Genomic DNA, 20,545 nt, shown 5'->3' with positions numbered 1-20,545 from the left:
CGGATTCGACCGATTTAATCGAAATCCCCAATTCCTGTAATTCATTGACGTAATCGATGAGCTTTGCTTCGAGCGCACTCACCCGTTTTTGTTCCTCCGGGGAGATAGTGGGAAGATTGGCTGCGCTGGACTTGGGGTGCTCCGGCAATGGGGGAATCGGGATCTGCTGCCAGCACTCGCGAATATCCCGAACGATACTGCGTACCAGCGGCAGCATCGCGCGAGCTTCCGCGACAGTAAAAACGCGTTGTTCCGGCATTGGTTTCCCTTTCCACCTGTTTCCTTATCGAAAAGTACATCGGAAACCTGCGAATCGGAAATTGTAGAGTACCGTTTCGTACGTTATATTTTTCTCAATCCGAAGGAGTGATAATGAATCCCGAAATCAAAGCAAAAATGCTCGATGGGCTGAAAGAAGCGATGATTGCCGAGCGCAGCGGCATAGAGTTTTTTACCGTCGCGGCAGCCCAAACCAAAGACCCGCAAGGGAAAGAAGTTTTCCAAAACTTGGCGCACGAGGAAGCCGAGCATTTGGTTTGGTTGAAGAAACAGTACGCCCACCTGTTAAAGGATGAGCCGCTCGAAAAGCTGCCGGCGTTGCCCGTCACCGATCTCGAAGGGGATCACCCGATTTTCTCGAATGCGCTCCGTGCCCGGCTCAAAGACGCCCATTTTGAAATGACGGCGCTCTCGGTGGGACAACAACTGGAACAATCGGCAATCGACCGGTATCGCCGCCTCGCCGACGAATCCCCGGACGGCGATCTCAAAGAGTTCTATCGTCAGTTAACCGTATGGGAAGAATCCCATGCCGGCGCGTTCGCGAAAGAAGCGGCATCGCTTCGTGACGACTACTGGTCGCAAAATAGCTTTGCCCCATTTTGATTTTCAGTCTCGTAGAACTGCAATTGGTTTACGGAATAGGGCGGTGTCGAACCGCCCTATTTTACAAATCAATTTTAAACTTTTATTGGCATTGGATTTGCACATCAATTTGGCGTATGTGAACTGAACAGTAGTCCGCCTTGTTACTATAAATAATTGAGAATCCAATGATTACGAATTATACATCCGAATACTTACAAAAAACTCTCTACTGCATTCTAATGCTCGTAACTGCAGTTTCTGCACACTCGCAACCTCGTTTAGTCTCGATGGATGGTCCACCGTTTGGTGGAAATCCCCAAGTATTCTACTCACCTGAAGGTCAACCGAATTCGATTTATTTGGGAGTTCAGTCAAGTGGAATATATCATACCTCTGATTTTGGATTGAATTGGCGAAAGGTTGCAAATATATGTAACACCTATCAATATATCAGACCCATCGGTGATTCATTACTGATGTTCACATCAGAAAGTAATATAATATATATAGTAGATATGATAACAGGTGATGTCAATAAACTGCGGGCTTACAATCGTCCAGTGGGTTATGGAATAATGAGCGGCGATACAGTGGTAAGCATTTTGCGTTCTGGTTTGGCTAAGTCGACTGATTTTGGCGTTACATGGTGGCTAGATGCAAACGGTTTACCTACTTTACAAGATTCAATCAATAATATTATTCGTTCGATTGCTTGGAATGGAACCGATACCTACTATTGTGACATCGAGCCGGTTGGAATATTTCGTAAGAGAATAACGGATGCGGTTTGGACATTGGTACATCAAACGCCAGGTATTTTTTACCGAATCGAAGCACGTGATAGCTTAGTTTTCATTGCCAGAGAATCTCGAGTTGAATGGTCGAGTAACTATGGTCAAACATGGTCGGTGCTTGATTCCACCATTAACAACTTTTTTGGCGGGACTTACGCCTCTCCCGGTGATTACATCTTGGCAGATGGCGCTATCCGAGAGTTTCACCCCCAATCAAATTCTTGGTCGAGTATTAATAGCTATGGCTATGCATATCAGACGATCCGTTTGCAAAACAACTCATTGATTAGTGGTGGCACGCTCGGCGGACCGTTTGTTTCAAGTGATGGTGGAAATAATTGGGACAACCGAATCAATGGTTTGAATAATTCTACTGTAAATGCTATTGTAGAATTTCATGGTCTGCAATTGTTTGGAACTTCTCCCGGACAGGTTTTTACACACCAAAATGATTCTTGGGAAGAGTTGGTTAACTCTCCCTACTCGGTAATTAGTTTTCAGCAATGTGGCGAAAGATTATTTGCTGCAAGCTGGTATGGGATTTCCTATTCGGACGATGGTATACAATGGACAGATGCAAACTGTCCAGGAAGTACCATCCGATCGATTGTCTGCATTGACAGCAATCAATTACTCGCGACCGACTACCTCGATGGAAGATTGCTCCGATCCCTCGATGGCGGTCGCAACTGGTCTTACACGAACGCGACATTTTTATTGCCTCGCAAAGTGTTCCTTACCCAAAATGGTACTCTTTTAGTCGGTGACCTGAATTACATCTATCGTTCTACCGACAATGGCGCTAGTTGGACCCCCGTGATGAATCGTATCGAAATCAACGACATTGCACAACGCAGTGACGGACGGTTGTTTGCCACAACAAGCGGTGGTCATCCAACCGATGGTGTGCAATCCTCGACCGATGATGGAGTAACATGGAATCGAGTAGGACCGGCATCGCTAGTAAATGCCAGTTATATTCAGTTTGATTCGCATGACAATGTTTATGTAACAACAACAGCTTTTCTTGGCAAAACGATAAGCTCTTCCGACAATGGAACTACTTGGGAGCAACTACTTACCAACGCGCCTTCGTATGAAAATTCAAGCGGATACGATAATTCGACTTTATTCATCGATTCCAACGATTATTTGTATCATGGGTTAACCTATAATGGTTTATACCGAACGAATGCTCCAATAACCAGTATCGATGAAACTTCACCATCGATACTGATCCCAAATAATATCAATCTCACGGTCTATCCCAATCCCTTCAATAATTCGACAAATATCGTACTCAAGTTAACGAAATACCAACCGTTTCAGTTGCTGGTATATGATAACTTGGGAAGGCAGGTAACCAAACTCTACGATGCTACAATACCTACGAATACTACAAACATTTACTGGAATGCGAGTACATTAACTTCGGGGCAATACTATCTTCAATTGCAAACACCAGAGACAAGAGTTATTCGAACATTAACTATCGTCAAATAACATTACCTTATTTCAACCAACATCGCTCACGGAACCACACAACTCCCGAACGTAAATGCATACAGCTCAAAGCCCTTCGCCTTCGGATAGAATTTGATGATCTGTTCGCCATGTTGCCGTTTCGAGTAAATGACTTGGTACATCCGCGGCTCTAATAATTCGATGTAGGTATTGCCATCCGCATTGACTGTCAGATCGGGACCGCGCCACGCTTCGGGGACGGCTTTGTCGTTCATTGTGACTTGTACCAGTAGCGGCGTCTGTTCACTCCCCTCCGGTCCGCGTAACACCGCATTCATCTCATTTCCGGTGAATCGATACGTCAATCGCTCATCGCTATTACCATCGCCCGCATATTGCAAATACTCTTCCGTTTGAATCCACTGCCCCTTGAGATAAGGAATGTCGGCGACCGGTCGACCGCCTTCTTCGGAATACGTAAAAAGCTTTCCTTGCTTCACCGTTTTGTTGCCGAGCGTGCCGCGTTCAAATCCGGCATAAGTTTCGGGAGAACGGGGATAGCAATACGCATCCGGTTTATCCTCGTCGCGGACATACCCTAACGTTCCCGTTTCGTACGTCTTCCCATTTCGCTTCGCCAGAAGTTCCATGAGCTTCTGTTCCGTTTCGACATACCCCCCTTCGCCAACATGGTCATACACCAGTTTTCCAGTATGGTCGTACACGAATTTGCGCGGCCAATAGCGGTTTAACAGCGCTTTCCAAATGGTGAAATCGTTATCGAGCACGATCGGCCAAGTTATCCCTTGAGCCCGAACAAATCGTCCGACATTCGTCGAATCCTTCCCAAAACTGAACTCGGGACAATGCACTCCGACGATAATCAAACCCTCATCGGCGTATTTCCGTTGCCATTCTTTCAAATACGGCAAAGTCCGCAGACAATTCACACAAGTGAATTCCCAGATATCGAGGAGAACGACTTTCCCTTCTAAATCCTTCGCTGTAAGTGGCGCTGAGTTTAGCCACTCGCCGGCTTGATCCATTCGTGGTATTTGCTGTCCCATTTTCACTGCCCTTGCTTCAATCGATTTTGTCGTCACAACCACAATTACCAGAACGGTTGCCAGAAATGCCGCTGCCCAACCGATTCGCTTTCTCATCCTATCCCCGCGTGTTATAGAGAGATGATACGGGAGTTTTAACAGAGAAAGTGGGTTTGTTACCGGACAGTCGACAGATTACTTTACGATATTCCCAAACCAACAAAACTTCGGAGGAGACCCAATGCAACGGTTCGTTATACTCACAATCTTGTCGTTTCTACTCATCGTAACGATTGGTTGTCAATCGGGTGGCGGTTATGTAATCGGATACGCGGCACCAATGACCGGCGAATCGGCAAAGATGGGCGAAGATATCTCAAAAGGGGTCATGCTCGCAGTCGATGAATGGAACGCTAAAGGCGGCATCAACGGCAAGAAAATCTCCTTGGAAGGATTCGATGACCGCGCCGATCCAAAAGAAGCGGTTAGCGTCGCCCAACGCGCCGTTTCTAAGGGAGTGCGGGGAGTAGTGGGGCATTACAATTCCAGTTGCACGATTCCCGCTTCCGATTTATTGGACGAAGCCGGCGTCATTATGATTACCCCGGCATCGACCAACCCACAGGTGACTTCCCGCGGCTTAAAGCACGTCTTCCGCACCTGTGGTCGTGACGATCAACAAGGGAAAGTCATGGCGAATGCCGTCACCGCCGTTGGTAAATCGAAAGTTGCTATCCTTCACGACAAAACAACCTATGGACAAGGGCTTTCTGAAGAATTTAAAAAGAATCTTACTTCCGCCAGCGAAATTGTCATATTTGAAGCCATTCAACGCGGCGACAAAGACTTTTCCGCCATCTTGACCAAAGTAAAGAGCTTGTCCCCGGACTATTTGATGTTTGGCGGTCTCTATCCCGAAGGGGGATTGTTGGCGAAACAAATGCGTGACTTAGGGATGAATACAATATTAGTTTCCGGCGATGGCACTTACGATCAGGAGTTCGTCCGTATTGCCGGTTCGGCGGCTGAAGGTGCGTGGCTGACGTATGCGCCGCCTGCCGATGAAATCCCCTCCGCACAGAGTTTCATCAAGAATTTCAAAGCGAAGTATGGCGAGATGGGTCCCTATTCGTTGTTCGCGTATGATGCTGCCAACATTTTACTTGGCGCAATGGCGAAAAACCCCAAAGCGAATGGCGACGAATTGGCAAACCTCATCCGCACAAACGCATGGGATGCCGCTTCCGGTCGCATCGAATTCGATGCCAATGGTGATCCCAAAAATGCCCCCTATGTCCTTTGGACAGTCAAAGAGGGGAAACTCGTCGTCGTAAAATAATTGTTGTTGCGTTCGGTAGGACAGACACTCCTGTCTGTCCACTGAAGCGAGTTGTAGGACAGACACTCTTGTCTGTCCACTGAAAACTTGAAATGAGAATCATAAAACGACCTAACCAAATCGCACCATTATCCGGGCCGCTCGATTACATCGCAGCGGCTATCGCCAGTTGCGGCGTCGGTTTCATCCCGGTTTCCTCCGGTACTTTTGCATCACTGGTTGCCACCGCAGCTTGGATTTCGTTGTCCCAACTGTCGTGGATTACCCAACTCGAAATCATTCTCTTGGTTACAATCCTTGGTACCTGGGCTTCTCACCGGATGGAACGGTGTTGGGGACACGATCCTTCGCAAGTCGTAATCGATGAAGTAGCAGGACAGTGGATCGCCTTGCTAACTGTTCCCACCAATCCGATTTACTTTGCAGTCGGATTTTTGTTGTTCCGGATATTCGATATTTTGAAACCGCCGCCTATCCGCCAAGCCGAACGACAACCCGGCGGGATTGGAATCATGCTCGATGATATCATAGCCGGATTTGCAGTGTTGTTAGCGCTGCTGCCATTTCAACTCTTGGGAGTGATTTCCCACTCGAAATTCTTAGCTTGGTGAGAGTATGTACGCAGAAGTAATTGGGATTGGCGATGAATTGTTGTATGGGCAGACAGTCAATAGCAACGCTTCGGAAATTGCTCTGCGTTTAATTGCCATTGGCATTGAAGTAAAATATCTCACCACGATTGGCGATAATGCCGAAGAGATGTGGAAGGCGTTCGATACCGCGTTACAGCGTTGCGATATCGTTATCACGACCGGTGGATTAGGTCCAACTCCCGACGATTTTACCCAAAAAGTCGTTGCCGAGTATTTCGGATTTACTATCCGCGAATTCGACGATATGCTCAAAGATGTCGAAGAAAAGTACTCCCGGTTAAATCGTCCAATGCCGGAATTTGCCCGCAATCAAGCGTGGTTCCCCGATGGCGCTGCTCGCATCTACAATCCCATTGGTACGGCAACCGGAATCGAAGTCGAACGGAACGGCAAATTCTTTTTCGCTTTACCGGGTGTCCCCTCCGAAGCAATGATCATGACCGACCAGACAATTATCACCCGGTTGGAAGCTTTGCCAAAATCGGAAGTCATCGCTACTAAGACTGTGCGCACCATCGGTTGGGGCGAAACGATGATTCAAGAGAAAATCGGCAACGATGGGTTGCAGAAAATTTACGATGCCGGTTGTGGTCTCGCCTTTCTTCCCAAACATGGGATGGTCGATTTGCGGCTAACAGCGCGTGCCTCGACCAAATCCGATGCCGAAGCGAAAATCGATGCAGTTCTCCCGATTCTAATGACAGCTACCGCAACCATTCGCTATGCGATGGGAAACGATTCGTTGGTCGATGTCATCAAACGGGAATTGGAAGCGCGGAACGCATGGCTCGCTACGGCGGAAAGCTGTACCGGCGGCGCGATTGCGGCACTACTCACCGAAACGCCCGGCATCAGCGCAGTCTATCGCGGCGGTGTTGTTTCCTATCATAACGATGTGAAACAACATGTACTCAACGTCCCGGAAAACATACTGGTACAATACGGAGCGGTATCGGAAGAGTGCGCGAAGGCGATGGCGGAAGGAGCTGCTCGTAAGCTAAATGCCGATTATGCGATTGCTGTAACTGGTATTAGCGGTCCTGGCGGCGGTACTCCCGAGAAGCCGGTAGGTACCGTCTGTTTAGGTTTGTGTGCACGAGAAATTGTCGAGGGAAAACCACTCTATCGCACGATTACCCGCAAAGAGAGATTTCCCGGTCCCCGTCATGTTCATCGGATTCGGACGATCAACATGGCATTGAAAATGGTTTGGGAAGAAATTACGAAACTATAAAATATTTTGTGAGGAATGATAAGTCGAGGTTACTTTTGGTAGTATAAAGGAGAAGAACATGGAACTCAGTCTCAATGGTTTCTTCACCAAAACTAGATTGCTATACTTAGCGTGTGGCATCTCAGCGCTTATTCTTTCTCACCTTTCACAGCCAATCGATCCAACAATACCAATGCTCCTGTTGCGTTATGCTATTCTAATTGTATCGTTTGTCATTGGCTATCGCGATGGCAAACACCCCACGCCAAAACCACAAAACGCCGTTTCCTTTAAACTCCAATCCGCCAAACTGATTTTCGGAAAACAGAAGTACAATTGGTGGAATGCCATTCTTGTTGGTATTGTATTGTATGTGAACTTCTTCTACTTAAACTTGGTCGGGTTTACCGGTCAAAAGCTGTTGATAACAACTGGATCGATACTAATGGCAATGCTCGCCGGAAAACTTTGGTATAAAGTATCCCCCCCATTCGATCTGGAATTACACACCGAAAAAAGCGTAGTAGTATTGTCTTCGCGAAGAACGAAACACCCAACTTTGCGTGTTTGAAGTGACGTGGCGATCTATTTTCTTTTGAATAAGGGCGAGCCTTGTGTTCGCCCTATTCGTTTACATTACCATAACAACAGATTCGTACTACCAATTACAAAACGACTACGTCTTCAATTCCTTCTTCTTTGCTGCCGGGAACAGCACATTATTCAAGATCAACCGGTATCCGGGACTATTCCGGTGCAAATTTAAGTCGGTCGGTGGATCGCCAACACGATGACGGTAATCTTCCGGATCGTGTCCCCCGAAAAATGTCCACGTCCCTTTTCCCAGAATGCCATGAATGTATTTCACTTCATCGGTGCCTTCGATTTCGCCAAGGACGGAGACCCCCGGTTTCAATTGATTTTTATGAAATGCCGTCGTTTGACCCATAAAGCCTTTGACGACCGAGGTGTGGCTCTGCGTTAGCATCGTAGCGACCGGATCGAATTTTGCCGCAAACTCGAACAGCGAAAAGTAATCGTTATCGTCGCCACGCATCGATGCGCCAAATTCCGGTGTCGTATCGATATCGCTGAATTCGTACACCATCGGATCGAAAATCAAATGAAAATTCGTGAAGGCAAGACTATTGCTGTACTGCAATTTTGTTTGGGCTTGCGGTTCCGGTGGATCGCCATCAAACGGGGTGTCGACGATATCGACCCCTTGTGCCGCCAATGCAATGTCCAATGCATCGGTACCGCTGCACATCGAGAACAGAAAACCGCCGTTTTGCACATATTCCCGGAATGTTGCGGCTACGGCACCTTTCAGTTGCGAGACTTTGGCAAAGCCTAACTTTCTTGCCCGTGCTTCTTCTTCCCGCTTATCCCGGACGTACCAATCGGCGTTGCGAAATTGCCCATAGAACTTACCGTACTGTCCGGTAAAATCTTCGTGATGTAAATGGAGCCAATCGTATTCCGGCAATTTGCCGCCTAATACCTCTTCATCGTAAATCCGAGTGTAGGGAATCTCGGCGTATTCAAGGGCGAGCCGTACTGCGTCATCCCACGGTTGCGCCCCTGCCGGTGCATACACCGCGACTTTCGGCGCTTTCTCAAGCCGAACCGCTTCCATATTCGCCTGTTCGATTTTAGCGTCGATGGCGGCGGACGCTCCGGCGTTTAGTTGCTCGATTGTTACTCCACGCAACAAGCAATACCGTTCGATTTCCGGTAAAGCCTCCATACGGAAACTACCTCCGCGGTAGTTGAGCAGCCACTCGACGATGCCCCCTTTTTCGAGTACGGCAAAGGCTACGCCGTATGCTTTCAAGTGGTCGCGTTGGGTTACATCCATCGGAATCAACAGGAATTGCCCCCACGCCGGCGCTGATGTGAGCAAAGCAAGTACTGTGATTACAATCGTTGAGAACGATTTTATTGGTACACGCATTGGTGGATTTATTCCGTATTTTATTTCATTCGTAACAATACACGAGGGAACGCACTACACCAAATTATACGCAAGGAATCGAGAAAAATCTCCCATCCGAACATGACAACAACCGATCAAACACAACCTCCGGCAGCGAATGCCTACTATGAGCGAATCACGATACCGGTCGCGGGCATGACCTGTGCCGCGTGTCAAGCGCGGGTACAGCGTTCGCTTGCGAAACAGCCGGGTGTGACCGATGCCGCGGTGAATTTACTCATGAATAGCGCTACCATCGTTTACGATCCTGCTGTCATCCAACCCGACAACATCGTTCAATCGGTGCGCGACACCGGCTATGGCGCGGAGTTACCGGTCGAAGCACCGGGGCTCGCCGATGAAGCCGAACAACGCGAACAGGAGTATGAACGGCAGTTCCGTAGAGTGCGCTTAAAAGCAATCGTTTCACTTTTACTCGGTGCGCTGATCATGTTGCTATCGATGCCGCTGATGGCAATGCAATCGCATCATATCGCTGATCCGGTGATGCAATGGACGTCGAACTGGTTGAATCCAATTCTCGAGTTTCTCTTTCCATTCCTGTATCTCATCGAACCGAATGCTTTGCGTTGGATGCTGTTTCTGTTAACACTTCCCGTAATTGGTTGGGCGGGCCAGCACTTTTACACCCGGGCGTGGGCGGCGTTGCGACACGGTTCCGCCGACATGAATTCGCTGGTTTCGTTGGGAACCGGCGCCGCATTCCTCTACTCGGTTGCCATCACATTATTCCCCGACTGGTTTTCCCGGCAGGGTGTTATGCCAGATGTCTATTATGAGGCGGCGGCAATCGTTATCGCATTGGTGTTAGTGGGTAACACGTTCGAGGCAAGGGCAAAGCGACAAACGACTTCAGCGCTCCGCAAGTTGGGAATGCTGCAACCGAAAACGGCACGGATCGTTCGCAATGGCAGTCACTTCGACATTCCCATTCGACAGGTATTGCTCGATGATGAGATTCTGGTGCGTCCCGGTGAGCGAATTCCCGTCGACGGTATTGTCGTTTCTGGTGCAAGTAATGTTGACGAATCGATGTTGACCGGCGAACCGGTTCCCGTCGAAAAAAGTATCGGCGCATCCGTAGTTGGCGGTACGGTCAATGGCAACGGCGCACTCAACCTCCGCGCAACTGCGTTAGGTGAATCGGCGGTTTTAGCGAAAATTCTTCGGTGGATGCAGAATGCACAAACGTCGCGACCTCCGATGCAAAAACTCGCCGACCGGATTAGCGCGATCTTTGTTCCGGTAGTATTGGGAATCTCGCTCCTCACAATACTATTGTGGTTGGTTTTTGCCGGAGTCGAGCAATTGGTTCCGGCTTTGACTGCCGCGGTATCGGTACTAATAATTGCTTGCCCGTGCGCGATGGGATTGGCGGTTCCCACCGCGATTATGGTTGCAACCGGGCGCGCCGCCAGTCAGGGAATTCTCCTGAAAAATGGCGAAGCGTTGCAACGTCTGGAGAACATTGATACCATCGTGTTCGATAAAACGGGAACGGTAACCATCGGTAAACCGGGTGTGGTGTCCTACGAAATCTATGAACCAGTTCCCGAACAGCGACAGGAAATTATCGAAAGTATTCTCGCTATCGAGCGTACATCAACCCATCCGCTGGCTGAAGCTGTAGCCACTTCTTTATCACCTCTTGTAACCGATACCGTACTCGTCGAAGACTTTTCGAATAGCCCTGGAAACGGCGTTACTGGACAAGTGCAGGGAAGTCGATACTTAATTGGTAGTGAACGATTCCTTGCAGCGAACGGAGTCGATCTATCAAGCATCACAGCAATACAAGAAGACTCGAGTAATGAACAAACCACCCAGGTATTGGTAGCACGTGATAAGATTCTTGTCGCACAATTCGCGATATCCGATCCCATGCGAGCTGAATCCCGGGAGGTGATACAAGCGCTGCAAGCACTCGGCTGCCAAACTGTGTTACTTTCCGGCGACCGCAAACTGGTCGTGGAAGCGGTAGCGAAACAATTAGGAATGCAGCGGTTTTTCGCTGAAGTGTTGCCCGACGGTAAAGTGCAGGTTATCGAGCAGTTACAGCGCGATGGCAAGCGGGTCGCCATGATTGGCGACGGCATCAACGATGCACCTGCGCTTGCCCAAGCCGAAGTGGGGATCGCTATGGGGAGTGGTACCGATATTGCTTCCGAAGCTGCCGACATTACCCTCTTGCGTTCCGATTTGCGGATGATCCAACACGCGATTCAGCTATCGCAACGGGCGATGCGCATCATGCGCCAGAATCTCTTTTGGGCGTTACTCTATAACGTGATTTGTATTCCGGTGGCGGCAGGAATCTTGTATCCATTCTTCGGGATTCTGCTCAGTCCAATGTTAGCCGGCGCTGCGATGGCGTTCAGTTCGGTTAGTGTGGTTGCCAATTCGCTCAGGTTACGGAGATAAAAAAACCGGATGATTGCTCATCCGGTTTTTCACATTGATTCAAATAGAAACTATCGGTAGATGATTAATCCTTCCGACTGGTCTGCGACCAATAACATATCCTGATGTACATACATCGAGTTTGGGCTAATCGACGGCAACAACCCTAACAGAACCGGTTGTGCCGGATTCGACAACCCTAATACGTAGATACCGTCATTACCATCCATTGCATACAATCGCTTCTTGTCGGTCGAGATGGTCAATTTTTCCATCGATTCCGAATTCGGTACCGGAATCGTTGTCAGTAACCGCGGTTGCGCCGGATTAGCCACCGACACCACCGATACCCCTCGGCTCCGGGTCGCTACGTAACAAAGCGTATCCAATTTTTCCACCCATAACGCATAACCGGGAACATCGGTATAACCGTATTCCGTTGGTCCAACGTCATAACTGGGAATCGAGAGCACAACAAAGCCATACTCTTCCGCCGCGGCGTACGCATACGGCTTATCCCAGACCGCCATCTGCACATCGGCCGATGGAACATTGGGACGATAATTCGTTCCGCCTGGTGTTAATGCCCATGCGCCTAAATCGCTGTCGTACTTGTAGGTATAGATGTTATACAAGTCGCCGTTGATGTCGCTCTTGTTAATGCGAAGCACGGTGTCGGGATCGCTAAAGAACTCCATGTGGCGTGGACCGGATACATCCAAACCTGGAAGTGATACAAGACTATCGCCTAACAAAGAATACACTTGCTTGGGAAAGCGGCTTCCCGTACTTGCGTCACGATCGGCAACCAAGAGCTGGTTACTCCGGGGATCGTGTCCCACCCAAACAATTTCACCAAAGATGTTTGTTGGTTCGAGATTCGGTATTACCAATTGATACTGGTTCCGTAACGCTACCCGGGCAATTCCCATGGTATTGTCGGCGATGTAAACCGTGTCGTTCAACACGGTCAAATCGGTGGTGGAACCCGGTGTCGTTATAGTGGCTACTCGCGAGGGCAAGATGTTCGCCGGTGTTACCGGATCCTTCTCTTGCGCACAACCTGCAAATAGTAAAACTACGAGTGTCGTGACGATGAGAATCATCGCGGTGGTGAATGCATGAAGTCGGTTCATTGCGAGTTCCCTTTCCTTGTGGTCAAGTGGTTGCATTAGCAAAATGGAAACCGATTACAGCTTGACGACCTTCGCTTTGCCAACGGGATACTTCACCATAGCGTTTCGGGCGTCAAATACCAATTTTGCATGTTCTAGTACCATAGGATAATCTATACCAGTATGATCGGTCGTTACAATAACAACATCGTATTTTGCAAGATTTTCCGGGGTTAACGGAACCGAATGAATTTCCGGCACTTTTTCATCGTCGACTGCTACATGGTCGTGGTCATCGACATCTTTGATCTTGGGAATGTGCGGATCGTGATAGTCGACCTTGGCACCGTGCCGTCGTAAGATGGCTAATACATCAAGCGCTGGCGATTCCCGGACATCGTCGATGTCGCGCTTATACGCCATTCCGAGCAACAATACCTTCGTACCTTTGATCGAACGTTCTTCCTCATTCAACAACGCAATAACCCGATTAACGACAAATTCCGGCATGTGGCTGTTGATATCTACCGCTAACTCGATGAACCGAGCGCGATAGCCATGGAAACGGAGTTTCCAGGAGAGATAAGAAGGATCGAGTGGGATACAATGTCCGCCAATGCCCGGTCCCGGCCAAAACGGCATGAATCCGAACGGCTTCGTAGCGGCGGCGCGAACGATTTCCCAGACATCCACTTTCAGGACGTTGCACATCATCGCCAGTTCGTTCACCAATCCGATATTGATTGCCCGGAACGTGTTCTCATACAACTTGACCATTTCGGCAGCAGTGGCGCTGTTGACCCGGACAATATTCGCAATAACGGTTTCGTAGAAGTCACCGGCGACTTCGAGACACGCCGGGGTCGATCCACCAACCACTTTGGGAGTATTCTTCGTGTTGTACACTGGATTGCCGGGATCGACCCGCTCCGGGCTGAACGCGGCGAATACGTCGACGCCGATGGTTAATCCACCTTTTGTTAATGCGGGTACCATCAGTTCGTTGGTTGTGCCGGGATACGTCGTCGACTCAAGCGTTACTAAAAAGCCGGGGTGAACGATCGGAACGATACCCTTTAACGCTTGGTCGACATAGGTCATATCGGGATCGCCACTCTTGTTGAGCGGAGTGGGAACGGTAATCGCTGCGACATCGGCATTCTTAAGTTCATTGTAGTCATTGGTCGCGCGAATCTTACCCGCTTTAACCAACTCTGCCAATTCAGCGTCGTTAACGTCCAAAATGTAATTTTTACCAGCGTTGACTGCGTCGATCTTCTTAGGGTCGACTTCGATTCCAATTACCTGATAACCAGCCTTTGCCGTTTCAACGGCTAAGGGCAATCCAACGTAACCCAAGCCGATAACGCCAATCACGGCTTCACGCTTTTGAAATTTTTGGAGTAGTTGTTCTTTGTAATTCATGGGAGACTTCCTCGATTCTTCCGATAGGTTTTAACGATTTTGCAAACAGGATAAGTTATACTGTAAGATAAGGCGCGGCAAACTCACCTTAACAGGCAGTGTTGCAGTATGAAAAGCAGCCGATCGGAGGATAACTTCCGAACGAATCATTTGTTAAAATTTGAGTACACCAATGAACAATCGAACCGGAGACCTAACAAGACCGGTATGGGAACGCTCCTGCGGACCACAAGTCCGTATTGTTTTAGTCGCGCCACGGAACCCGGGAAACATTGGTGCAGCCTGCCGCGCCATCCGGGTATGCGGATTCGACGAACTCGCGATAGTCGACAACCAACTCCCACTCGACAAGGGTACCGATTACGCTATGGCATGGGGTTCTCTCGATATCTTAGAACAATCGCTCAAAGTTGATACGTTAGAAGAAGCGTTAGTGGGATGTCACTTTGCCATTGCTACCAGCGCCCGACCCCGTCGACATGAACGCGAACTCTTTACCCCAAAAGAACTTGCGAAAAAATTGACAGAAGTACCGATGGATGCACGCGTTGCACTGGTCTTTGGACGAGAAGATACCGGCCTCGATAATGAGGAAATGGAGCGCTGCGCATGGTGGAGTCGGATTCCCTCTGCGGCAGTGTATCCCTGTTACAATCTAGCGCAATCGGTGCAAATCTATTGCTATGAAATGTTCTCTGCATTCTCGGAAGCAAAGGAAATCATCGAACAACCACTTGCCAATCCAAACAATATCGAGTGGTTGTATCGACGTATTCGAGAAAAATTGGAAGGTAATGGGTTCTTTCCGCGTGACGGGATGGATGAATTTATAAATCATACTCGCAGAGTGTTAGGAGATGTAGTGATCAATGAACATAACACTGCCTTTCTACACAAACTATTAGATGGTTTGCATGGTGAACGTACCCATTAATATGAGTTCAATCTCTCGGAGTTTACTTTCATACCATTTCCAGACGTAACACTTTCGAAACAATTGAAAAACCGCTATCTTTCGGCGGAAGCCGGAATGCCATTGCATATCCAAACTTCAATCGTTTTCGCAGTTAATCCGCTTCGGAAGAAGCTTTGGCAGTAGTGCGGGCAGGAGTTCCCGGACTAAACATAGTATTAACCACAGCAAGAATCGAAAAGCATAATGAATTCGCCTCGCGAATTCATTGCTTTGTGTTTTCTGCGGTGTAGCTTGACGAATTTTCGCTCAAACGATCCAAAAGTATGTTGCGGTTAGGGAGAAAGAATGAATCTTCGCGCCAATCAGTCGCTCGAACGGTATTTGCAGGAAATTGGCGAAGTCCCGCTGCTTACGGCGGAGGAAGAAATTGAATTAGCCAAACTGATCCGGAAAGGTGGTCGGGTTGGCGATCAGGCATTGGAGCGGTTGACAAAAGCGAATCTGCGGTTCGTTGTTTCCGTTGCGAAACAGTATCAGAACCAGGGACTGTCATTAAGTGATCTTATCAATGAAGGAAATTTAGGCTTAATCAAAGCTGCCCGTCGATTTGACGAAACTCGTGGTTTTAAGTTTATCAGTTATGCCGTTTGGTGGATTCGCCAGTCGATTTTGCAAGCGCTAGCGGAACAAAGCCGCGTCGTACGACTTCCGCTTAATCGTGTTGGTGCGATAAATAAAATCACCAAAGCATATTCGACGTTAGAACAACAACAGGAGCACGAACCGACTGTCGATGAAATCGCCGAAGCGCTTGAAATGTCGCCGGCGGAAGTACTTGAAACCTTGAAGATGAACGGACGTCACCTTTCAATGGACGCTCCGTTTAGCCAAGGCGAAGATAATCGGTTGTTGGACATTCTACCCGACGATGCCAGCCCGTCGCCCGATGTCGATTTAGTACGGGAATCGCTCGAAAAAGAAATCGAACGCGCATTAGCGACGCTAACTGACCGCGAAGCCGATGTTATACGGTGGTACTTCGGGCTCCACAAACGTGAACCGCAACTAAGAGAAGGTGAAAACGGCGAGCCCCATCTTCCGGCTCTCACATTGGAAGAAATCGGTGAGAAACTTAAGCTAACTCGCGAACGGGTCCGCCAAATCAAAGAGAAAGCAATTCGCCGGTTACGGCATCAATCCCGTTCCCGCGCCCTGCGTGCCTATCTGGGATAGTTTCTTTTCTCTTCCACTTATGGTAAATCGTCTTAGACGATTTGAGTACGGGCGGACCTTATGTCCGCCCTCTTTATGTCTTAGTACGTGGTATCCTTACTATCGATTCACCAAGCGACAACAAAAAAACAGGTTCCGAAGAACCTGTTTTTCTACTGTATGCTGTCGCAAAAATATCACCCGCCATCGCTCATTAACCGCTTGGCAAAATTATCCAGCGCGCCTTGTGATGGTTTCAGCGCAATCGTTTCATGCCACAATATCGTTTGGGTACGTACATCATACACCGCAATTCGCATGTTGCCGCCGGTCGTTTCATCAATACGGCTCTCTTCGGTAGGTAACGGATCCGATGTGCGCCTTCCGGTTAAGTCGGTGGTACTCGATCCAGCTTCCGGCATCGGCTGAGAGCTGTATCCGGTACTTTTCCGAGTGGGGTCGGCATCCTCAAACACAACGACGGTCGCATTCACTGCTTTCGCCATTGCACCAGCGATGTCGGTATTTGCACGGTTTAATAATCGGTACAGTTTTTCGGTCTCGGTACGTAAGCCGCATTCGCTTTCGGGAATGCTGACTATCCGGTAGGGGGTCTGATCCAACCGGTCGAGTACGCGACCCATGACATTCCCGCCTTGTCCGCGCGGCAGTAAAACCAACATCACTTGATGCTCTGCTGGGCGATAAGGCGCATAATAGGTCGATCCGGTACCACAGCCGGATAAACTCCCCACCGTGAGGACGATGGGGAGTAAGAATAGAAGAACGGAAGTTGTTAGCTTCATATTACTGATTGCATTCCGTAATAAATGCATCAACGACGAGCGGCTTGCCCGTTGCGAATTCTACCAGCTTTTGCCAATGCCAGCGGCTGCCGGGATGAAACACCTTCTCGCGCAGGAAGGTTCCCACTTTTGGCGACGTGATATATGCCTGTTCGACATCAGCCTCCCCTGCCAGAACAACACCTTTGATTGTTGCCTGCAGTTGCGATGCCATGAGATCCCCGAGCAGATAATTCTGGTAATACACTGGGCTGCATCCGAGGTGAATCTTCGCTGCCCAATCGGAATTCTTTCTACCATCGGGACGCTTGATTTCTTGGAATTTCTCCACCAAATCCCACCACAAGGTGTCGAGATCAGCGTCCGGATTCAGGTACATCGCCCGCTCGAAATTCACCATCACCAAACACCAGCGCGCCATTATCAAATGCTTGGCGACCATGTTCTTGCGGAAAATTTCGCCGGCTTCCTTCGCTTCCTTCTCGGGAACTCCGGCATAGTGGATTAACCACGCCGGATTCTTGACGTGTCGTTCCATCAGCATGGCAATCGCTTCGGTGGTGAGTGTGTGTGCCGGTCCTCGCAGCATAAACGGCAATGCGCGGTCGACATACTTGTCGTAGACGCCGTGTCCGAATTCATGCAGCATTGTACTCATCCAGTAGTCAGTCGGCTTTACGTTGCAAAGAATGCGGATATCGTCTTCACGGTCGACGCTCATGCAAAATGCGTGTTGCTGCTTCCCTTCCCGTTCGTAGAGGTCGCTGCCGGCAAGAATGCTATCAATAGAAAGTCCGATGTTGTCGTAAAATGCTTTCGTCAATTTCTCTTGGTCGAGGTTCTCGAAATACTTATCGAGTGAATACTCAGATACCGGTGCTTCCTGGAAGAACGGGTCTTCATAGTGCCATGGGCGTAGCTCTTCCGGTTTGATATTGTACTTCGCAGCAAGTCGCTTCTCTAAGTTTCGTTTGAAAATTGCCCACGGTGCTTTTGTTTTTTCAAAGACATCGTTGAGTAGTGCGAGTAAATTGTCGGGATCGAGTCCCTGCAATTGAATGCGCATCGTCCATGCGTCGCTGTAGCCTAACCGGCGGGCGATTGCGTTACGTGCCTTGATCAAGTCACGAATTTTTGGCCCGGTTACGGAACCAATTTGTTTCGCACCTTCCCAAACTTCCTTCCGGAATGTCGCATCGTTCGAGGTTTTGAGTTGTTCACGCAGCCAATTTTCCGAGCGCTTCTCTCCGCCCACCAACGCGCGGAAATTGGTAAAATCGTTTTCGATTTCCTTTTCCCGTTTTACCGAATCTTCAATTTCTTCTGGGGTGAGTGCACCACCGATAAACTGCAATTCGAGGTCGGTCGCGATTCTTTCCAGAATTGGGTCTTTCCCATTCGCTTCGGTTTTTTCTTGCTTGAATTCGGCAAAGCGTTCGCTGTTTGCCCACAACGCCATCATTTTCTTGTCGGCGTTTGCACTTCGATCCATTGCTTCCGGTTTACCGGTCGTGGTGAATTCCCAATACCCTTCGCACGACTCTTTGTAAAGGGGAACCAATTCATCGGTTAACTTCGTTACAAATGTTTGTAATGACACGGTTCTTCCTCTCAGTGTATTGTTTCTCAGTCGGTAGAATATACCGGTCTGACATTTCATTAATTGAGTTGTAACTACGAAATTCGTGCTGCTATAACTTGTTGTTCACTTCCAAGTGCATACCAATATACAATTGCAGCAACCGTTCAATCTCCAAGCGCGATTGATCCGACACTTTTATTCGATGCGCTTTCTCCTCGGGCAGCGATTCCAGTCGCCGGATTACCGCCACTGTTTCGCCGGTCACTGGAAATCCGAGATCGCTTTCGGTGCGTTTACTGTTTCGGCAGCATTTATCACACCAGAATCCGCCAATTTGTACAAAGAACTCGGCATGTTTCCCAGTTACGGTATTACCACACCGGGCACAATGTACCGAATCCAGTGCAAATCCAAGCTCAACAACCCAGCGCAAGCAAAACTGCCAATAAAGTAACTCCGGCTGTTGAGCATGCCGAAAGGAACGCATAGTTCGCAAAAGTTGCTGAAAACCTGCCGGGTGCGATTGTTCGCCGCGCAACGTTTGCTTTGTCAACTTCAACGTCTGCATAGCATAGCGATATCCATCCCATAACTCAGGTACTCGGATATAGCTGAGAGGATCAATCGCAACCAATGGATACAAATCGCTTTTGCCCCGTTCGATCCAGATTGCCTCGATGTGGGAACCGGGACGGTGTTCAGCGCCGTTGTAACTTTTCGGACGACGCGCCCCTTTCGATACCAGACTTACTTTACCCCGGGAAGCTGAATACGCCTGCAAAATCAACGAGGATTCACTCCACCGCTTGGCTGACAAAACAATCGCTTCACTCCGGAAATACTTCATCTTCTCTTACATAGCTTAAAAAAACATGTAACTAAAGTCTAACAAACACTCCTGTCTGTCGAGTAATACTTACAGAAAGAATATTAACGACAACCTAAAATTGACTTTTGTAGCAGCTCAACTCGTTTCAATTTCATCTTCTTCTTCTCGTTTGGGAATCCCAAACCGCTCCGTCCAATAGCCGATAACTACGCCTGCTAATGTCGCCATCAACAATGTTTTGACCATTCGCTCACCCGGCAACAGAAAGAGCATCGGCGATATCGTCAGTAAACTAAATACAATGCCGCGAAACAACGCATGAGCCCGCCACGGAATCGTCGCACACATAACGCCGGTTGCAATCCGTAAGCCGATGAATCCAAGCATTAACCACATTTCACCGAAAGTGCGGGGCAATACTCCTGCTTCTACAAAACCAACAATCGCACCCGCAATTGCACCAGTTATGATCCGTCGTTTGGTTGTGATCAAACTCGTTTGACCGGCGATTAAAAACGATAATTCTTCTTTCGTCGCCCAAGTTTCAGGTGTTTTTGTCATTTCCTTGAGTTCACGTGGCTTTTGAATCTCTTCGTTCATTGCGGTAACCTGCGAAAGAGCTCTTCCCATTCCCGATAGGTTTCGGCGGGGTGATTCACTTGATACCAAGCGACCACCTTTGGCCAATATTCTTTTACCGTATCCCCTTCCGCCTTTGCCGCCAGCATTATCGCCTGTGCGCCAGCCGGGCGGGCACCCCACTGCGCTAATTCCTTCATTTCTGAATCGTATACGACAAATTTGGGAATCGCTCGTCCGCCATTCGTTAAGTACATATCCATCACGTCAAGATTTTCGTCCCGGGGAAAACAGCGAACAATGATA

The 20,545-nt window shown here is 48.7% G+C and carries 19 protein-coding genes; 9 read left to right on the top strand and 10 right to left on the bottom strand.

The genetic code is table 11. The annotated features are described in order from the left end of the window. The coding region (locus OEM52_06695; GenBank protein MDK9699813.1) for a DUF2203 domain-containing protein at window positions 1-259 on the bottom strand (259 nt) is incomplete at its 3' end. Between the two features lie 113 nt (window positions 260-372). Between OEM52_06695 and OEM52_06690 the strand changes: the two genes are divergently transcribed. Next, complete coding sequence (locus OEM52_06690; protein ID MDK9699812.1) at window positions 373-885, top strand: ferritin family protein; 513 nt, start codon at window positions 373-375, stop codon at window positions 883-885. 167 nt (window positions 886-1,052) lie between these two features. Continuing rightward, a complete protein-coding gene (locus OEM52_06685) occupies window positions 1,053-3,164 on the top strand; it encodes a T9SS type A sorting domain-containing protein (GenBank protein MDK9699811.1) in 2,112 nt (703 codons plus the stop codon). A 26-nt stretch (window positions 3,165-3,190) separates the two neighbouring features. Here OEM52_06685 and OEM52_06680 read toward each other — a convergent pair whose 3' ends face one another. Continuing rightward, window positions 3,191-4,288, bottom strand: a complete 1,098-nt coding sequence (locus OEM52_06680; protein MDK9699810.1) for a redoxin domain-containing protein — start codon at window positions 4,286-4,288, stop codon at window positions 3,191-3,193. A gap of 124 nt (window positions 4,289-4,412) precedes the next feature. Here OEM52_06680 and OEM52_06675 point away from each other — a divergent pair, with 124 nt between their 5' ends. From OEM52_06675 to OEM52_06660, 4 genes are all read left to right on the top strand, one after another. Continuing rightward, entirely contained in the window at window positions 4,413-5,510 is a 1,098-nt protein-coding gene (locus OEM52_06675; protein ID MDK9699809.1) for a branched-chain amino acid ABC transporter substrate-binding protein, read from the top strand. A 92-nt stretch (window positions 5,511-5,602) separates the two neighbouring features. Next, on the top strand, window positions 5,603-6,121 hold the full coding sequence (locus OEM52_06670) for a phosphatidylglycerophosphatase A (protein ID MDK9699808.1): 519 nt from the start codon (window positions 5,603-5,605) through the stop codon (window positions 6,119-6,121). Between the two features lie 4 nt (window positions 6,122-6,125). Next, window positions 6,126-7,397 carry a competence/damage-inducible protein A gene (locus tag OEM52_06665; GenBank protein ID MDK9699807.1) on the top strand — a complete coding sequence of 424 codons (1,272 nt, stop codon included), beginning with the start codon at window positions 6,126-6,128 and terminating at the stop codon, window positions 7,395-7,397. A gap of 58 nt (window positions 7,398-7,455) precedes the next feature. Continuing rightward, the gene (locus OEM52_06660) at window positions 7,456-7,947 is read left to right on the top strand and encodes a hypothetical protein (GenBank protein ID MDK9699806.1); all 492 of its coding nucleotides are present in this window, start codon (window positions 7,456-7,458) and stop codon (window positions 7,945-7,947) included. Window positions 7,948-8,052: 105 nt separating this feature from the next. Here the strand turns inward: OEM52_06660 and OEM52_06655 are convergent, their stop codons facing one another. Then, window positions 8,053-9,237 (bottom strand): asparagine synthetase B, encoded by a 1,185-nt coding sequence (locus tag OEM52_06655; protein MDK9699805.1) that lies wholly within the window; start codon window positions 9,235-9,237, stop codon window positions 8,053-8,055. Window positions 9,238-9,435: 198 nt separating this feature from the next. Here OEM52_06655 and OEM52_06650 point away from each other — a divergent pair, with 198 nt between their 5' ends. Then, complete coding sequence (locus OEM52_06650; protein MDK9699804.1) at window positions 9,436-11,796, top strand: heavy metal translocating P-type ATPase; 2,361 nt, start codon at window positions 9,436-9,438, stop codon at window positions 11,794-11,796. A 50-nt stretch (window positions 11,797-11,846) separates the two neighbouring features. Here the strand turns inward: OEM52_06650 and OEM52_06645 are convergent, their stop codons facing one another. Together OEM52_06645 and OEM52_06640 are read right to left on the bottom strand one after the other, a co-directional pair. Next, window positions 11,847-12,911, bottom strand: a complete 1,065-nt coding sequence (locus OEM52_06645; protein MDK9699803.1) for a hypothetical protein — start codon at window positions 12,909-12,911, stop codon at window positions 11,847-11,849. Between the two features lie 54 nt (window positions 12,912-12,965). Then, entirely contained in the window at window positions 12,966-14,315 is a 1,350-nt protein-coding gene (locus tag OEM52_06640; GenBank protein ID MDK9699802.1) for a nucleotide sugar dehydrogenase, read from the bottom strand. 172 nt (window positions 14,316-14,487) lie between these two features. On the opposite strand from OEM52_06640, the gene OEM52_06635 reads away from it, so the two are divergent. Together OEM52_06635 and OEM52_06630 are read left to right on the top strand one after the other, a co-directional pair. After that, entirely contained in the window at window positions 14,488-15,249 is a 762-nt protein-coding gene (locus OEM52_06635; protein MDK9699801.1) for an RNA methyltransferase, read from the top strand. A 327-nt stretch (window positions 15,250-15,576) separates the two neighbouring features. Continuing rightward, the gene (locus tag OEM52_06630; protein ID MDK9699800.1) at window positions 15,577-16,464 is read left to right on the top strand and encodes an RNA polymerase sigma factor RpoD/SigA; all 888 of its coding nucleotides are present in this window, start codon (window positions 15,577-15,579) and stop codon (window positions 16,462-16,464) included. A gap of 176 nt (window positions 16,465-16,640) precedes the next feature. Here OEM52_06630 and OEM52_06625 read toward each other — a convergent pair whose 3' ends face one another. The 5 genes from OEM52_06625 to OEM52_06605 form a co-directional block, all read right to left on the bottom strand. Further along, window positions 16,641-17,249, bottom strand: a complete 609-nt coding sequence (locus OEM52_06625) for a hypothetical protein (protein ID MDK9699799.1) — start codon at window positions 17,247-17,249, stop codon at window positions 16,641-16,643. Between the two features lies 1 nt (window position 17,250). Further along, window positions 17,251-18,849 (bottom strand): M2 family metallopeptidase, encoded by a 1,599-nt coding sequence (locus OEM52_06620; GenBank protein ID MDK9699798.1) that lies wholly within the window; start codon window positions 18,847-18,849, stop codon window positions 17,251-17,253. Window positions 18,850-18,940: 91 nt separating this feature from the next. Continuing rightward, window positions 18,941-19,678: a DNA repair protein RecO gene (gene recO / locus OEM52_06615; protein MDK9699797.1), complete on the bottom strand. Its 738-nt coding sequence runs from the start codon at window positions 19,676-19,678 to the stop codon at window positions 18,941-18,943. 117 nt (window positions 19,679-19,795) lie between these two features. Next, the gene (locus OEM52_06610; protein ID MDK9699796.1) at window positions 19,796-20,260 is read right to left on the bottom strand and encodes a hypothetical protein; all 465 of its coding nucleotides are present in this window, start codon (window positions 20,258-20,260) and stop codon (window positions 19,796-19,798) included. Continuing rightward, the coding region (locus tag OEM52_06605; protein ID MDK9699795.1) for a thioredoxin family protein at window positions 20,257-20,545 on the bottom strand (289 nt) is incomplete at its 5' end. The genes OEM52_06605 and OEM52_06610, both read right to left, overlap by 4 nt.

The sequence above is a fragment of the bacterium genome (genome assembly GCA_030247525.1).
Taxonomy (GTDB): domain Bacteria; phylum Electryoneota; class JAOADG01; order JAOADG01; family JAOADG01; genus JAOTSC01.
The sequence above is the reverse complement of the archived record's forward strand: the minus strand, read 5'-3'. Positions and strand labels throughout refer to the sequence as shown.

Excerpts from the sequence above, each read along its gene's own strand:
- OEM52_06690 (MDK9699812.1), top strand. The coding sequence starts at position 373 with ATGAATCCCGAAATCAAAGCAAAAATGCTCGATGGGCTGAAAGAAGCG.
- OEM52_06685 (MDK9699811.1), top strand. The coding sequence starts at position 1,053 with ATGATTACGAATTATACATCCGAATACTTACAAAAAACTCTCTACTGC.
- OEM52_06680 (MDK9699810.1), bottom strand. The coding sequence starts at position 4,288 with ATGAGAAAGCGAATCGGTTGGGCAGCGGCATTTCTGGCAACCGTTCTG.
- OEM52_06675 (MDK9699809.1), top strand. The coding sequence starts at position 4,413 with ATGCAACGGTTCGTTATACTCACAATCTTGTCGTTTCTACTCATCGTA.
- OEM52_06670 (MDK9699808.1), top strand. The coding sequence starts at position 5,603 with ATGAGAATCATAAAACGACCTAACCAAATCGCACCATTATCCGGGCCG.
- OEM52_06665 (MDK9699807.1), top strand. The coding sequence starts at position 6,126 with ATGTACGCAGAAGTAATTGGGATTGGCGATGAATTGTTGTATGGGCAG.
- OEM52_06660 (MDK9699806.1), top strand. The coding sequence starts at position 7,456 with ATGGAACTCAGTCTCAATGGTTTCTTCACCAAAACTAGATTGCTATAC.
- OEM52_06655 (MDK9699805.1), bottom strand. The coding sequence starts at position 9,237 with ATGGATGTAACCCAACGCGACCACTTGAAAGCATACGGCGTAGCCTTT.
- OEM52_06650 (MDK9699804.1), top strand. The coding sequence starts at position 9,436 with ATGACAACAACCGATCAAACACAACCTCCGGCAGCGAATGCCTACTAT.
- OEM52_06645 (MDK9699803.1), bottom strand. The coding sequence starts at position 12,911 with ATGAACCGACTTCATGCATTCACCACCGCGATGATTCTCATCGTCACG.
- OEM52_06640 (MDK9699802.1), bottom strand. The coding sequence starts at position 14,315 with ATGAATTACAAAGAACAACTACTCCAAAAATTTCAAAAGCGTGAAGCC.
- OEM52_06635 (MDK9699801.1), top strand. The coding sequence starts at position 14,488 with ATGAACAATCGAACCGGAGACCTAACAAGACCGGTATGGGAACGCTCC.
- OEM52_06630 (MDK9699800.1), top strand. The coding sequence starts at position 15,577 with ATGAATCTTCGCGCCAATCAGTCGCTCGAACGGTATTTGCAGGAAATT.
- OEM52_06625 (MDK9699799.1), bottom strand. The coding sequence starts at position 17,249 with ATGAAGCTAACAACTTCCGTTCTTCTATTCTTACTCCCCATCGTCCTC.
- recO (MDK9699797.1), bottom strand. The coding sequence starts at position 19,678 with ATGAAGTATTTCCGGAGTGAAGCGATTGTTTTGTCAGCCAAGCGGTGG.
- OEM52_06610 (MDK9699796.1), bottom strand. The coding sequence starts at position 20,260 with ATGAACGAAGAGATTCAAAAGCCACGTGAACTCAAGGAAATGACAAAA.